The sequence below is a fragment of the Bradyrhizobium sp. SZCCHNR1053 genome (assembly GCF_032381235.1).
Taxonomy (GTDB): domain Bacteria; phylum Pseudomonadota; class Alphaproteobacteria; order Rhizobiales; family Xanthobacteraceae; genus Bradyrhizobium.
In genome coordinates, this window is the sequence record NZ_JAUHJM010000001.1 from 989,099 (window position 1) to 1,002,708 (window position 13,610).

At 66.6% G+C, this 13,610-nt stretch carries 14 protein-coding genes; 3 read left to right on the top strand and 11 right to left on the bottom strand.

Features of this window, described 5'->3' with window-relative positions; translation table 11 throughout:
• Positions 1-83: 83 nt before the first annotated feature.
• The 3 genes from QX051_RS04745 to QX051_RS04755 form a co-directional block, all read right to left on the bottom strand.
• Complete coding sequence (locus QX051_RS04745; RefSeq protein WP_409998060.1) at positions 84-842, bottom strand: VWA domain-containing protein; 759 nt, start codon at positions 840-842, stop codon at positions 84-86.
• Between the two features lie 153 nt (positions 843-995).
• Entirely contained in the window at positions 996-1,883 is an 888-nt protein-coding gene (locus tag QX051_RS04750) for an alpha/beta fold hydrolase (RefSeq protein WP_315740335.1), read from the bottom strand.
• A gap of 408 nt (positions 1,884-2,291) precedes the next feature.
• Positions 2,292-3,215 (bottom strand): division plane positioning ATPase MipZ, encoded by a 924-nt coding sequence (locus QX051_RS04755; RefSeq protein ID WP_315740336.1) that lies wholly within the window; start codon positions 3,213-3,215, stop codon positions 2,292-2,294.
• A 262-nt stretch (positions 3,216-3,477) separates the two neighbouring features.
• On the opposite strand from QX051_RS04755, the gene panC reads away from it, so the two are divergent.
• A complete protein-coding gene (gene panC, locus QX051_RS04760; protein WP_315775251.1) occupies positions 3,478-4,329 on the top strand; it encodes a pantoate--beta-alanine ligase in 852 nt (283 codons plus the stop codon).
• Positions 4,330-4,500: 171 nt separating this feature from the next.
• Here the strand turns inward: panC and QX051_RS04765 are convergent, their stop codons facing one another.
• From QX051_RS04765 to mgtE, 8 genes are all read right to left on the bottom strand, one after another.
• Positions 4,501-4,941 (bottom strand): DUF1489 domain-containing protein, encoded by a 441-nt coding sequence (locus QX051_RS04765; protein ID WP_315775252.1) that lies wholly within the window; start codon positions 4,939-4,941, stop codon positions 4,501-4,503.
• A 23-nt stretch (positions 4,942-4,964) separates the two neighbouring features.
• Entirely contained in the window at positions 4,965-5,963 is a 999-nt protein-coding gene (locus QX051_RS04770) for a hypothetical protein (RefSeq protein WP_315775253.1), read from the bottom strand.
• Positions 5,964-6,261: 298 nt separating this feature from the next.
• Positions 6,262-6,453, bottom strand: a complete 192-nt coding sequence (locus QX051_RS04775; protein ID WP_315740340.1) for a hypothetical protein — start codon at positions 6,451-6,453, stop codon at positions 6,262-6,264.
• A 239-nt stretch (positions 6,454-6,692) separates the two neighbouring features.
• On the bottom strand, positions 6,693-7,352 hold the full coding sequence (locus QX051_RS04780) for a glutathione S-transferase family protein (RefSeq protein WP_315775254.1): 660 nt from the start codon (positions 7,350-7,352) through the stop codon (positions 6,693-6,695).
• A gap of 143 nt (positions 7,353-7,495) precedes the next feature.
• Entirely contained in the window at positions 7,496-8,368 is an 873-nt protein-coding gene (locus QX051_RS04785; protein ID WP_315775255.1) for a hypothetical protein, read from the bottom strand.
• A gap of 149 nt (positions 8,369-8,517) precedes the next feature.
• Positions 8,518-9,336 (bottom strand): aldo/keto reductase, encoded by an 819-nt coding sequence (locus QX051_RS04790; protein ID WP_315775256.1) that lies wholly within the window; start codon positions 9,334-9,336, stop codon positions 8,518-8,520.
• A 76-nt stretch (positions 9,337-9,412) separates the two neighbouring features.
• Entirely contained in the window at positions 9,413-9,688 is a 276-nt protein-coding gene (locus tag QX051_RS04795) for a helix-turn-helix domain-containing protein (RefSeq protein ID WP_315740344.1), read from the bottom strand.
• Positions 9,689-9,769: 81 nt separating this feature from the next.
• Positions 9,770-11,188 (bottom strand): magnesium transporter, encoded by a 1,419-nt coding sequence (gene mgtE, locus QX051_RS04800; protein WP_315754474.1) that lies wholly within the window; start codon positions 11,186-11,188, stop codon positions 9,770-9,772.
• Positions 11,189-11,298: 110 nt separating this feature from the next.
• Between mgtE and QX051_RS04805 the strand changes: the two genes are divergently transcribed.
• Positions 11,299-12,135 (top strand): polysaccharide deacetylase family protein, encoded by an 837-nt coding sequence (locus QX051_RS04805; RefSeq protein ID WP_315775257.1) that lies wholly within the window; start codon positions 11,299-11,301, stop codon positions 12,133-12,135.
• 240 nt (positions 12,136-12,375) lie between these two features.
• Positions 12,376-13,569, top strand: coding sequence for a polysaccharide deacetylase family protein (locus QX051_RS04810; RefSeq protein WP_315775259.1), 1,194 nt, complete (start codon positions 12,376-12,378; stop codon positions 13,567-13,569).
• Positions 13,570-13,610: the final 41 nt, after the last annotated feature.

Here is a 13,610-nt window from a genome sequence, read left to right on the forward strand (position 1 = left end):
AAAAGCATGATCGGCTGCGTACGCGACCGGCAGGCTCGAGCCGGTGCGCCGGGCTTGATATTGGTGGCGGCCGAGATCGATCTCTACTTCATCTGCCCGATCAGGCGTGCCGCGCCCGCTTCGGAGCCGGCGAGCCGGAGCAGCGCCGCGCGACCACCGGCAGCATAGGCCGCGGCGGCGCGCAGAAGATCGCGCAACTGCGCGGATGCGCCGGGATCGAAGCGGCACCACGCTCCCCCCGACAGCCGCGCCATCTCGCGAAAAGCCTGCTCGGCCGCGGGCTCATTGCCCTCCTGGAACATGAACAGCGGGACCTTCAACAGCCCGAGCTCGCCGGCCTTTGCGCAGAGCACGTCGACATTCTCCTCCATCGCGTCGCCAACGAACACGACGGCGCGGATTCCAGACGCTGTCGCATGGCGTCGCGCCTCGGCAAGAACCTTGCCGATCTGGGTCTGGCCGCCGCGGCAATCGATCTTGCCCATCAGTCGGGCGAGCTCAGCGCTGTCGGAGATCCAGCCAGTGGCGCGGCATTCATCGAAGCCCCGATAGTACACCAACCGGATATCCAGGCTGCCGAGTGCGGCGGCCTCGCGAAACATGTCGGCCTGCAGGGCACAGGCCATGTCCCAGGTCGGCTGGCGGCTCAGGGTCGCATCAAGCGCAAAGACGAGACGACCTCTGGTTCCCTGAGCTGCAGGAGCCATGGCCTTGGCCTGCGCGACGAACGCCGCAACGGCGTCTGCCGTGGAGCGCGCATCGTCCGGCAACCGTTGCTGGCGCGAGCCATCGTCGGCCGAGGTCATCGGCGCAGAACCTGGCTTCGTACGACGATCGACCATACGCGCACCTTGCTCGGACGCGCATCATGTGGGCAGCCGGACGGACAGCGTCAATGACGGCAGCGGCCCATCTGCCGCATACGCCGTTCATTCCGCCCGTCGTGGTGGGCGGCAAGGGTCCGGCGAGGCTGGCGTGCACCCCGGCTTGCGCGCTCAATGCGTCAGCGGCTTGGCCGGCGTCGCGGTCTTGCCGACCGGCGCATAAGGCGCGACGGGCCCCGGATCGAGCAATGGTGTCTTGGTCTTGACCGGCCCGATGTCGCTGCTGCTGTCGCTGTCGGCGAGGAACTTGTCCAGCATGGCCTGGATCGACGACTTGGCGTCGTCGGGTCCGGTGTCGCGCATGTCGTTGTGCTGGAAGTCCGTGTTGACGACCGTGATGCCTTCCTTCTCGCAGATGTCGTCGCTCGGGATCACGCCGGGATCGGTCTTGAATTGCGGGTCCTTCGAACGGAACGACAGGATCTTGAACTTGCCGTCGGTGACGAACGGGACGCGGAGGTTGTCGAGCGTGACGACCTTCCGGACGTCTTCGGGATACTGCTTGGCGAAATACATCGAGATGTCGCCGCCCATCGAATGACCAACCATCGTCAGATGATCATAGTCGGCGTTCGGCTGCACTTGGTGCATCTGCTCGACGGCGAACCGGATGTTGGCGACGCCGCGCTGGATCTGCGGCAGGCGGCCGACATAGGGCTCGCCGACCTTCGTCACCATCGGCGCATCGGTCGGCAGGTCGTGCTGGATGCTGACCGCCATGTAGCCGCGCGCAGCAAATACGTTGGCCAGGAACGAGTACTCGGTGAACTTGACGGTGTTGCCGTGATTGAGGATCGCGACCGGCAGCTTGACCATGCCGGCTTCGGCCTGCATCTCCTTGTCGCGGCGGACGGCCACGGCGACTTCGACCAGACGGTTGTCGCGCGAGGCGTCATAGAACCTGATGGTCTCGTGCCGGATCGCCCACTTGCTCGCGGTGAAGTAGCCGACGGCCGCCAGCACGCTGACAGACACAAGAACGGTTATTCCACGCTTCATGTTCGTCCCTCGGGAGCACAATCAAAGGTAGTTTTGAACCTGTAAGACTCTCGCGACCCGTTCTGTTTAATATATGTAACGGCGCTGTGACAGGAAGACCAAATGTTGTGTATCGGTCGCCCGTTCGTTGTGCGCCGCACCTAGTTGCTGTGCAGCATAGCGGGTTCCGTCGCCCGTCTCTGTAACTTGAGCCCTGAACGTCAGGTTCAAATCAGTCATGAATTTGACGGTAATCTAGCGAAGTTGGCGGCCGCGGCGTTGACCTGAGACAAATCTTCCTCGTCCGCCCCAAGCAGGCTGAACGCGCCGTCCCCCCCCACCTGTCACGCGGATTATTAACCAAGCGGCGGGCGCACGTTCAACGCGCACAATGTCTCAGGCGCGGCTTCGCCGGACTGCGGACGGTATTCAGGCGCTGATGATGTCGTGCAGGTCGAGCGGCTTGTCGACCTGGGCGAACCATTCGGCGCGGTTCGCGGCGCGGCGGCGGCCGCGCTCGTCCAGCGGCAGCTTGAGCTGCCGCAGCAGGCTGGTGACCTCCTCCCGGGCCGTGACGTGGCCGAGATTGGGGCGGGTGCCCAGGGTCGCTTCGTCGATGTCGTCGAGCGCGGTCAGTCCGCGCGGGAAGAACTCGCGATAGACGACGCGTTCGGCAAAGCCGTCGATGGCGCGAAAGCCGAGCCGCAGCGACAGGTCCTTGAGGCCGTCGGCGACCAGTTGCTTGTTGCGGGAGCCGAGCATCGACAGCCGGTTGCGGACCACGATCCAGTCGGTCATCGCACCGTCCACCTGGCGGCGCTTGCGCCGGACGTCACGCACCATCTCCGCATAGTGGCTCTCGCCGGTCACGGCATAGGTCGCCGGATCGACCGTTCCCAGCACGTCGAAGTCGAGGAAGCTGTCGTTGATCGGCGTGACCAGCGTATCCGCCATCGAATGCGCCAGGCGCATCAGGTAGCTGTCGTTGCCGGGCGTATCGATGACGATGAAATCGAACGAGCGTTCGACTGCGCTCACCGCCTCCATGAACTGCTGGAACTCGGCGTTCTCGTTCTCGTCGATCTGCAGCGTCCGGCCGAGCTGGATGCAGTAGTGCGTGGGCAGCTCGAGGCGCAGGCCGGTGCGGCGCGCCCAGGCGCTGCGGTTGTTGATGTAGTGGGTGAAGCTCTGCTGGCGACAGTCGAGATCGATCGTGGCGACGCGCTGGCCGGCCTTCAGGAGTGCCACGGCGATGTGCAGGGCGGTGGTCGACTTGCCCGACCCGCCCTTCTCGTTTCCAAGCACAACCACGTGGGCCGAGCCCGATTGTCCTTGGCTAGTCTGCACCAGCATGTTGTCGACCTCTTACGATCATCTTCGAGTCACGGTCGTCTGCGGTCAAGTGAAATGCATCGTCATCGTGAATCCCACGGGGGACGCATCCTCCGCTACTACTTGACGCGCGCGTTTACCAACTCCGCATCGGACGCGGAGACGTGCTAACAGGCGTATTCAAGTATGCTGAGCGGCGTGTCGCGTCCTTGTTAAGGGCGGTCGCCCGAGCGTCAAGACCGAACAGAGCAACCGCAATTTTTCGCTGTGAGATCGAGCAAAAATGTCACGAAGCCCTCGCATCGCCCGCACCGTTTCCGCCCTCCGCCGCGAGCTCGACAGCTTGCGCGCGAGAAAGGCCAGCATCGCGCTCGTGCCGACCATGGGCGCGCTGCATGAAGGCCACATCTCGCTGGTCCGGCTGGCGAAGCGTCGCGCCGACAAGGTGGTCGTCTCGATCTTCGTCAACCCGACTCAGTTCGCGCCGACGGAGGATTTCGGTTCCTACCCCCGGACCTGGAAGGAGGATGTTGCGAAACTTGCGGCCGAGCGCGTCGATCTGATCTGGCATCCCGACGCGAAGGCGATGTATCCGGACGGCTTCGCGACGCGGGTCGTGCCGGAAGGCGCGGCATTGGCCGGGCTGGAGGATCGCTTCCGTCCGCATTTCTTCGGCGGGGTCGCGACCGTGGTCGCCAAGCTGTTCACGCAATGCCGGCCGGACGTCGCGATCTTCGGCGAGAAGGACTATCAGCAGCTCCGCGTCGTCGCCCAGATGGCGCGCGACCTCGATCTCGGCGTCCGCGTCGTCGGATCCCGTACGGTGCGCGAACGCGACGGGCTCGCGATGTCGTCGCGCAATGTCTACCTCACTGCAGACGAGCGGCGGGCGGCGCCGACGCTGCACCGTGTCCTGAAGGAGCTGGCGGCCCGGCTGCGCGCCGGCGACGACATGCAGGCGGCGCTTGGGGACGGCGCCGCCGCGATCACCGAAGCCGGCTTTGCCTTGGACTATCTCGAGGTCCGCCACGCCGAGACCCTGGCGCCCATCGCCCCGAACGAGTCAGGACCGATACGCATCCTGGTCGCGGCCAAGATCGGAACCACGCGACTGATCGACAATATCGCCGGCTGAGCCGCCGGGAAATCAGCGGCTCGCCAAGACCGCGAGTGCTCCTTCGCCCGCAAGGGCAGAGGCAGCGGCAACTGACGCCGGGTAGAGCGTACGCTCTGCCCTTGCGATCGAGTCTGAACTTCCGCCCCGGCGTGAGATGCTCACGTGCAACACCGGCAACTCGTCGAGCGGCTACAGCAGGCCGAGATCGCGCAGCTCGCGGCGCAGCGGCTCGGGCATGGCTTCGACCCCCGCCGCACTGGACTTGCCGAGATCGGCCGGCGCATCCTCGGTCGTCAGATAGCGCCACCCCTGGAACGGACGCATCGGCCGCGGCGACACCGCGATCACCTTCGGCTGCATGATGATGCGGCACCGCCCGATGCCGTCGCCGTCGCGGAACGGCTCGATGCCGACGATCTTCTCGCGCACGGCGACCTCACCGCGGATCACCCAGTACAGCGAGCCGCCGGCGAGGATGTCCTCGACTCGTTTCGGCGTCATCCGCGTGACATGGACGTGCTGCTGCGGCAGGCCCTTCTTCTTGGCCGCGAGCATGCGCTCGGCGATCCACTCCTTCAGCTCTTTCACGGACTCGCAGCCGACGGCGAGCTTGATCAGGTGCAGAGGCATGATGGCGGTTCGACCAGCGGGATCTATTCGTTGTTGGCGGCCGGCTCGGCGGCGTCAGGCGCCGCCTGAGGCGCCGCGGCAGCCGGCGGCTTCGGCTTCGGTGCGGCCTTCTTGGCCGCCGGCGGCGCCTGGGCGTGGCTGGCAGCCACTGTCGGCGGCGCTGCCGGCGACGGCGCAAGCTGCGTCGGCGGCTTCGGCGCAGCGGCTGCCGGTGCGACCGAACGCGTCGAGGCCGTCGGCTCGGGATTCATGATGCTGACCGGCGGGGTATTGGCCGAGCTGGGAAATTCCGCGGTCGTCGGCTTGCCGCTCGGCGCCGACGGCGCCTGCCCTGGAGGCGCCAGTCCCGCAAAGGTTCCAGCGACGGGCTGGCCCGGCGCCGCATTCCACTGCGAGGCGTAGCGCGTCACCAGCCCCTCATAGGTCCGCCCTTCCATGTTGTTCATCAGTTGCTGGCGATCGCCCACGGCACGGAACATCACGCAATCGCTCGGCGTGCAGCGGTCGCGCGTCAGCAGCACATAGGCCATCAGGCCATAACGATCGCGCTCCACGGCGCGGCGCAGCGCCAGCAGCTCCGCGGTCATCACCTTGTTGGCGCTGGCGACGTCGCCCGCCTGGGACAGCCGGCTCAGCATGCCCGCCGCATAACTGACGGCCGCGGCCGTCATCTCGGCCGATCCGAACAGGCTCTTCTCGCAATTCGCGAGCACCAGGTCGCCGGCGAGATCATCCACGCAGGCCAGAGCGGGCGGCGAGAAGCTGACGGTGGCGGTCGCCGCAGGATCGCCATTGGCGCCGCGCGGGCTCGCATCCTGGCTCCGCATCATCGACGCCACCGCAATCCCGACCGCCAGCAGCGTGATCACCGTCAGCGCGCCGTTGGCGACCGATTTCTCGGCCCTGAGCAGGGTAATCAGGACGATCAGTGCAAAGAAACCCGCCGCGGCAACGGTGAGCCACATCGGGAACGCCGGTGAGTTCAAGAGCTGATCCAACGAGGAAGGCCAGGTCGAGTTCATGCGCGCTTGTTCCTGACGTGGGCCAGCGAGAGCGGGCCCGATGGCGTCCCTACATGGGACGGCCGTGAAACGATCATCAAATTCAAATGATCACCCGATCGATTGCGGCCCCACCACGACAATAGGACGATTCCATGCGCCTGCGGGCGCGGGATGGTGTGGAGCTACCCGCTATCCCCAAAGGGATCGCGCAGCAATCGTCAGCGTCTCGCGCCACGGCTCCCGAACGCGTGGCAACTCCCCCTCTCGCTTCGGCTACGTCTCCGGCGGCCGCCTCCGCCGACGCGGCACGTCATCCTCAAGACAAGGCCAATTGGCTCTCTCTGGCAACCCGCTCAAAGGCTTCCGTCGAGCTTTTGATCCGATACTGGCAGTCGTCGTCTTCCGTCGGAAGCTGGCGGATGATCTCGTAGGTGCCGGTGGCGGCCGGACGCGAGACGTTGCTCGCGGTAAAATAGACGGTCGATCCAATGGGGAACTTGTGTTTCAACGCCCTCTCCTGCTCGCGTGCCGGCAAGAGCCCCTTGTCCCGCTGCCCGGGCCGGCGTGTCTTTATAAATATCGCGCTTATATCACGCCGCCGCCCGCCCTGACCAGCGACCTCACGACATGGCAAACACGGAGATTGCGAGAGTCTTCAACGGGATGACGCCGTAGGCGGTATTCTTGGACGAGCGCGTCGCGGCTCGCTCGTCCACCGCAGACCATATCGTGAACAGGCGACGCCGTTCAGACTTTCTCGACCCGGTCGATGATCCAGCTCTCCGCAAGTCCGTCCTTCACCCACGCCGCGAACTCCGGCATCGCCATCATCGTGTCCATGTAGGCGCGGGTCTCGGCGGCGACCGGAATGGCGAAGCTGTGGAAGCGCGTGACCACCGGCGCGAACATGGCGTCGGCCGCGCCGAAGCGGCCGAACAGGAACGGCCCGCCATTACCATAGCGGGCACGGCAGTCGCGCCAGATGTCCTCGATCCGGGCGATGTTGGCCTTGGCGTCGGCAGACAGCTCCACCGGCCGCACCTCGCGGTGCAGGTTCATCGGGCATTCGTTGCGCAAGGCCGGGAAGCCGGAGTGCATCTCCGCGCAGACCGATCGCGCGTGGGCGCGGGCAGCGGCATCGGCGGGCCACAGCCCCGCTTGCGGGAAACGCTCTGCGAGATATTCAATGATCGCGAGCGAATCCCACACGCTGATCGCGCCATCGATCAGGATCGGCACCTTGCCGGCCGGGGAATGCTTAAGGATGCGCGCCTTGTCGGCGGGATCATCGGTGTAGAGCGGGATCACGATCTCCTCGAAGGCGATGTCGCAGCCGCGCAGCGCCAGCCACGGCCGCATCGACCATGAGGAATAGTTCTTGTTGCCGATCACCAGCTTCAGCGTCATGTCCAGCCGTCTCCGTGTTCAGGCGTGCATGGGCCGCGCCGTGTCGGCCATGGCAGCCTTGCCTTCCAGGACGCATACAGGATCGGCGGCGGCCGCGTCGACAGCGACTTGCTCCGATTTGCGTCCCCTTGCGCGCGACACGATCAGCGCGTGAAGTCCTGCGGCGTGAACGACATCTCGATCACCTTCCACTCGTCATAGCGATCTCGCGGCAGCATCGAATAAGGCTGGCAGGCGTTCAATGCCTCGACGGCGCTTTCCTTCAGCTGCGCAGCCTTCAGCGGTGCGATCACCTCCCTCACCTCCGGCTCCGTCGCCAGCCGCCCGTCGGGCGTCATTGCGAAGCGCAGCCTGACCATGACCCGGTCGGACGGTGACATCGAAGCCGAAAGACGGGCGCAGCTCCTGACCCGCTGACGCAGCGCCGTCTCCAGATTGGCCGCGAGGTTGGTTGTCGCGGCCGGCCCGGCGTCCTTGGCATCGTCCGGGCCGATTGCCGGCGGCAGCGGCGAAAGCGGCTCGGGCAGGCCCAGCATGACGCCGTATTTCACCGTGATGTCGGGCTCGGGCGGCACATAGCTCGGCGCCGGAGCCGGCACAGGCGGCGGCAAAGGCTTGGCGGCCGACTTCGCCTCCGCCTTGGCGGCCGTCTTCACGGCCTTGGACGGCGGCATCGGCGAAGGCTGCGGCAGCGCCGGTGAGGGAGACGGCGGCTTCGGCATCTCCTTCGCCTCCTGCACCGGTGGCTGCGCCAGCTCAGGCGCCGGAGGCGGCGCGGCGGCCGCCGGCGACGGGCTCGGCGCCGGCTGCGGCAGCGTCAGCTCGGGCGATGGCGACGGCACCGGCTCCGGCGTCTTCTGCGGGTCGTCGGCATCGACGATGTCGACGGCAACCTCGTCAGTCCTGGCAATCTCGTAGGGACGCACCGTGGTCGAGACCACGACCCCACCGGCGATCAGGAGATGCGCGAGCACCGATGCGGCGATGCCCCAACGGATGAACTGCCAACGTTCCATGCTGCTTCACTTGCGCCCGCGCCTGACCGAACGCCGGACGGATTGCCTGGGCTGCGCGCGGTCTCGCCGATCATTGGCAGGGATTGCAGCGCCAGCCGCCGGCCGCGCCGGCCATGTCGGTGTCTAGCATAGCGGCGCGGGCGCCGCCCTCAATCCCATTTCGGCGCAAAGGCGAAGTTGGTCATCCGCCCTTCGGGACTGCCCATCGCGAAGATGTCGGCCATGTCCTGCTCCGAGAGCTCGAAATCGAACACGTCGAGGTTCTCGGACAGCCGTTCGATCTTGGAGGTGCGCGGGATCGCCACGACGTTCTGCTGTACCAGCCAGCGCAGGCAGATCTGCGCCGGGCTCTTGCCATGGACGCGGCCGATCCGCGTCAAGGTCGGATCGTTCTTGATCTTGCCCTTGGCGATCGGGCTGTAGGCCACCATCGCGATGCCATGGCGCGCGCAGGCATCGCGGACCTTGGTCTGATCGAGATAGGGATGATACTCGACCTGGTTGCACACCAGCGGCTCCGGCGATGCCGCCACCGCCTCGTCGAGCAAGGCAACCGTGAAATTGGAGACGCCGACGTGGCGTGCGAGCCCGAGCGTCTTGGCATGCGCCAGCGCGCCGAGCGTCTCGGCCAGCGGCACGTGCGGGTTGGGCCAGTGCAGCAGCAACAGGTCGACCTCGGAGACGCGCAGCCGGACCAGGCTCTCCTTGGCCGAGCGCTCGAGGTCGTGCGGCGCGAAATGCGTGGTCCACACCTTGGTTGTCAGGAACACCTCGCTGCGCCGGACGCGCGAGGCGCGCAGGCCTTCACCGACCTCGTGCTCGTTCTCATAGACCTGCGCGGTGTCGATGTGCCGGTAGCCGAGGGTGAGCGCCTGCTCGACGATGCGGCTGCAGGCGCGCCCGCGCAGCTCCCAGGTTCCGAGACCCAAAGCGGGAATTCCGGCACCATTGGCCTCGATCATCAGCATGGCCGTGCACTCCAGAGCGCGTGCAACATTATGTAGGCACACGCTGGGCGTTGCCAACGCACGACCCGTGTTTGGCTTAAGTCTTGGCTAAGGCGGCAAACACCGTCTCGGGCGCGTGCGCGATGACGGTGAGCAGCGCGCGCGCCGGGCCGCGCGGCATGCGCTTGCCCTGCTCCCAGTTGCGGATGGTCTCGACGGGCACGCCGAGCTTGGCGGCGAATTCCTGCTGGGTCAGCTGCACCCGCCGCCTGAGGTCGCGCACTTCGAGCGGAGCCGCGGGCGCCAGCGGAATCTCCTCGCCGTCACGCAGCTCCACGATCCGTCCATCTGCCTTCAGCCGCAAGCGTTGCATTGTCCGACTCCGTCTCGATCGACAGTCTCGCCGAACCGCGTTAAGGCCGGATTAACGATATAAGTCGTTCAGGGATTGCGCTTATTTCAAGCCGAACCACAGCGTGGCGATGCCGAGAAACGAGAAGAAACCGACGACGTCGGTCACCGTCGTGACGAAGGTTCCCGAGGCGACGGCCGGGTCGGCGCGGACGCGTTCGAGCACCATCGGAATCAGGATGCCGCCGAGCGCCCCCGCGACGAGATTCGAGATCATCGCAAGCCCGATCACGATGCCAAGCCCGGGCATCTTGAACCACGCCACGGCGGCGATGCCGGTGACGAGCGCGAAGGCCAGACCATTGACGAGCCCGACCAGCCCCTCGCGGATCACGACCCGCATCGCATTGTTCGGCCCGAGCTCGCGCGTCGCCAGCGCGCGCACCGCGACCGTCATGGTCTGGGTCGCGGCATTGCCGCCCTGGCTGGCGACGATCGGCGCGAGCACGGCGAGCGCCACCATCTGCTGCAACTGGCCCTCGAACAGGCCGAGCACCGATGACGCCAGGAACGCGGTGGCGAGATTGATCAGCAGCCAGTTGAAGCGGCCCTTTGCGATGGTCCAGACGCTGTCGGACAATTCCTCGTCGCCCGACACGCCGCCGAGCGCCTTGAAATCCTCGTCGGCCTCCTCCTCGATGACGTCGACCACGTCGTCGATGGTGATGACGCCGGCCAGCCGGTTATCGGCATCGACCACGGGGGCCGCGACCAGATTGTACTTGCCGAACAGCCGCGCAACCTCGGCCAGATCGTCGGTGACGGTGACGCGACGGCGGTCCTCGTCGATCAGATCGGCCAGCGGAACCGGACGGCGGGCGCGCAGCAGCGCATCGAGCGACACCGCGCCCTGCCAATGCCGTGCGTCGTCGACCGCATAGATCTCGTAGAACCGCTCGGGCAGATCCGGCGTCTCGCGCATGTAGTCGATGGCCTCGCCGACCGTCCAGCCCAGTGGAACCGCGATGACCTCGCTCTGCATGCGGCGGCCGGCCGAGCCCTCGGGATAGTCGAGGCTGCGCGCCAGCGCGTCGCGCTCCGACGGCGGCAGGCGTTCGAGGATCTCCTCCTTGTCCTCCTCGTCGAGGCTTTCCAACAGCTCGACGGCGTCGTCGGATTCGAGCTCGCGCACGCCCTCGGCGACGGTCGCAGGCTCGAGCTCCTCGAGGATCTCCTCGCGGACCGCGTCGTCGACCTCGTTCAGCGCGGAGAAGTCGAAATCGGTGCCGGTCAGCTCGACCAGCCGGACACGGTCGTCCGGCGCGAGCGCCGCGATCAGGTCGCCGAGATCGGCCTCGTGCAGCTCGGCGACCTCGGCGCGCAGAAACGCCTCGTCCTCGGCGGCGATCGCCGCCGTGATGGCCGCGATGAATTCGGCGCGAATCTCGCCGGATTCGGTGCGCATCGGCGCGCGATCGCGTAGAGTAGCATCAGCATGGGCAACGTCCGATGTCTCGTTCATGACGTGCCTCACGCGCTTGATTTCAGAGCAAATGGTCTGATTTGTGCTTTCACGCATTACATAATCGGCAACAGCGAGCGCAACGGGAAAAGATGCGGCTTTGGCGACCGATGACGGGATGGGTAAACGCGGCCTGCGTCGTGGCGGCGCTGCTTGCGGCTGACGTCGCCGCAGCCGCGCCCGCCGCATGCCCGCGCGAAGGTACGCTCGGCACGTCGCGCATTCTCACCGTCGATCCCGCGACACATCCGCGCGTCGGCCTGAAGAGCTTCCCGGACACGCTGCCGCTGCACGACGGCGAGGTGGTGCTGACCTTCGACGACGGCCCGTCGCCGCCGATGACCGACAAGGTGCTCGCCGCACTCGCCAGGGAATGTGTGCGCGCGACCTTCTTCCTGGTCGGCGAGCCTGCGTCGCGCCGCGCCGCGCTGGTGCGGAAGATCGCGGCCGAAGGCCACACCATAGGCCATCACACCTTCACGCATGCGAATCTCGCGCACATCACGCCGGGACAGGCCGTCGATGAGATCGATCGCGGCATCGGCGCCGACGAGAAGGCGCTCAACGGCGCGGAGACGACCACGCCGTCGACGCCATTCTTCCGCTTTCCCTATTTCGAATCGACACCGGCGACGCTCGACCTGCTGCAGTCGCGCGGCATCGTCGTGTTCGGCGCCGATCTCTGGGCCAGCGACTGGAACCCGATGTCACCGCAGCAGACGCTGAAGCTGCTGACCACCCGGCTGAGCCAGGCGCGCAAGGGCATCATCCTGCTGCACGATCCGCAGCCGCGCACGGTCGCCATGCTGCCCGCGTTCCTGCGCTACCTGAAGAACCACGGCTATCGCGTGGTCCATGTGGTTCCGAAGCAGCCGGCGGATGCGCATCACGAGCAGCATAGCGAGCGCCCTTCACCCGCGCCGACGACGCCGAACGAAGGTGGTTAATCCGTCGTTCAGGACCCCTGTCTACGCTCGACGGCCGTGATCACGGCGATTTCCGCCGCTTGCAATCCGGCAACAGCCGCGTGCAAACCGGAACCCGGAACGATGTCATCTCGCGACAGCCGAACATCCCTGCTATGTCTTGGCGGTCGCTTGCCCGTCCCGCGCGGCTGCGACACATCATCGAGCGTCGAAGACCCTGGCCGAAGGGGCCGGGACGGTGAAGGGAATGTGAGCAGCGTGATGCGTGATCGTCGGTGGGCTTGCGTCGGACGGCCAACATGGCTCGCAGTGCTGTTGGGCACCGTCGCCTGCGTCGCCTCCAGTGTCGGATCGTCAGCCGCATCGGCGGCCGATTGTCCCGGACACCCGAACGCGCTCGGCACGTCGCGCGTCCTGGTGGTCGATCCGCGCGAGCATCCGCGCCTGGGCGCGATGCAGTACAAGGAGACGCTGCCGCTCAAGGATCACGAGGTCGTCATCACCTTCGACGACGGGCCGCTGCCGAAATACAGCAATCGGGTGCTGCAGATTCTCGCCGACCAATGCGTCAAGGCGACGTTCTTCACCATCGGCCGCCAGGCCAAGGCCGATCCCGAGGGCGTGAGGAAGCTCGCGGCCGCCGGCCACACCATCGGCACCCACAGCCAGAACCATCCGCTGAGCTTCAACAAGATGACGCTCGAACAGGTCCAGCCGGAGGTCGATCAGGGCGTCGCCTGGACGAAGGCCGCGCTCACCGATCCCTCCGCGCTGTCGCCGTTCTTCCGCGTGCCCGGCCTGCTGCGCGGCGACGCCGTGGAGAGCTACGCCGCCTCGCTCGGCCTGCAGGTCTGGAGCGCCGATTTCCTGGCCGACGACTGGCGAAGCATTTCCGGCGCCAAGGTCTACGAGCTCGCGATGAAGCGGCTGGAGGCGCGCGGCAAGGGCATCCTGCTGCTGCACGACATCCAGGCCCGCACCGTCACGGCGCTGCCGAAGATCCTCGCCGAACTCAAGGCCAAGAACTACAAGATCGTGCACGTCGTGGCGGCAACGCCGGACCGGCCGGCGACGCCGACCGAGCCCGAGGATTGGCTGGTGCATCGTCCGTCGGACGAGACCCCGGTGGCGCATTGGCCCAGGATCGCGCCCGTCGATCTCGCCGGCGCCGAAACACGCGCCCGCGCCAGGCTGGACGATTTCGGCATTCTCGACGTGCCCGCGGCCGTCACGCACGGCGCCCAGAAGCCGGCATGGCCGCGTCCGCCGCTCGCGCCGCGCCTTGCAGCGCCGGCCTTGGCAGCGCCGGCGCCCAATCTGTTCGCATGGCCGCCTGTCGCACCGCTGTCGGCGCAGCGGCATCAGCTCGCCCGGCTCGAGAGCCCGGCCCCGAAGGCGGCGACTGCCAAGCCGGCGCCGCGTCCGCTGCGCCTCGCCAGCCTCAGGCGGCGCTGAACATTCGCAGATGTTGCACGCGGGGATGCGGCACGATTCGC

Coding starts and splice junctions, on each gene's coding strand:
- QX051_RS04765 (WP_315775252.1), bottom strand. CDS start 4,941: ATGCCTCTGCACCTGATCAAGCTCGCCGTCGGCTGCGAGTCCGTGAAA.
- panC (WP_315775251.1), top strand. CDS start 3,478: ATGTCACGAAGCCCTCGCATCGCCCGCACCGTTTCCGCCCTCCGCCGC.
- QX051_RS04790 (WP_315775256.1), bottom strand. CDS start 9,336: ATGCTGATGATCGAGGCCAATGGTGCCGGAATTCCCGCTTTGGGTCTC.
- QX051_RS04785 (WP_315775255.1), bottom strand. CDS start 8,368: ATGGAACGTTGGCAGTTCATCCGTTGGGGCATCGCCGCATCGGTGCTC.
- QX051_RS04755 (WP_315740336.1), bottom strand. CDS start 3,215: ATGCTGGTGCAGACTAGCCAAGGACAATCGGGCTCGGCCCACGTGGTT.
- QX051_RS04770 (WP_315775253.1), bottom strand. CDS start 5,963: ATGAACTCGACCTGGCCTTCCTCGTTGGATCAGCTCTTGAACTCACCG.
- QX051_RS04745 (WP_409998060.1), bottom strand. CDS start 842: ATGGTCGATCGTCGTACGAAGCCAGGTTCTGCGCCGATGACCTCGGCC.
- QX051_RS04750 (WP_315740335.1), bottom strand. CDS start 1,883: ATGAAGCGTGGAATAACCGTTCTTGTGTCTGTCAGCGTGCTGGCGGCC.
- QX051_RS04805 (WP_315775257.1), top strand. CDS start 11,299: ATGACGGGATGGGTAAACGCGGCCTGCGTCGTGGCGGCGCTGCTTGCG.
- mgtE (WP_315754474.1), bottom strand. CDS start 11,188: ATGAACGAGACATCGGACGTTGCCCATGCTGATGCTACTCTACGCGAT.
- QX051_RS04780 (WP_315775254.1), bottom strand. CDS start 7,352: ATGACGCTGAAGCTGGTGATCGGCAACAAGAACTATTCCTCATGGTCG.
- QX051_RS04795 (WP_315740344.1), bottom strand. CDS start 9,688: ATGCAACGCTTGCGGCTGAAGGCAGATGGACGGATCGTGGAGCTGCGT.
- QX051_RS04810 (WP_315775259.1), top strand. CDS start 12,376: ATGCGTGATCGTCGGTGGGCTTGCGTCGGACGGCCAACATGGCTCGCA.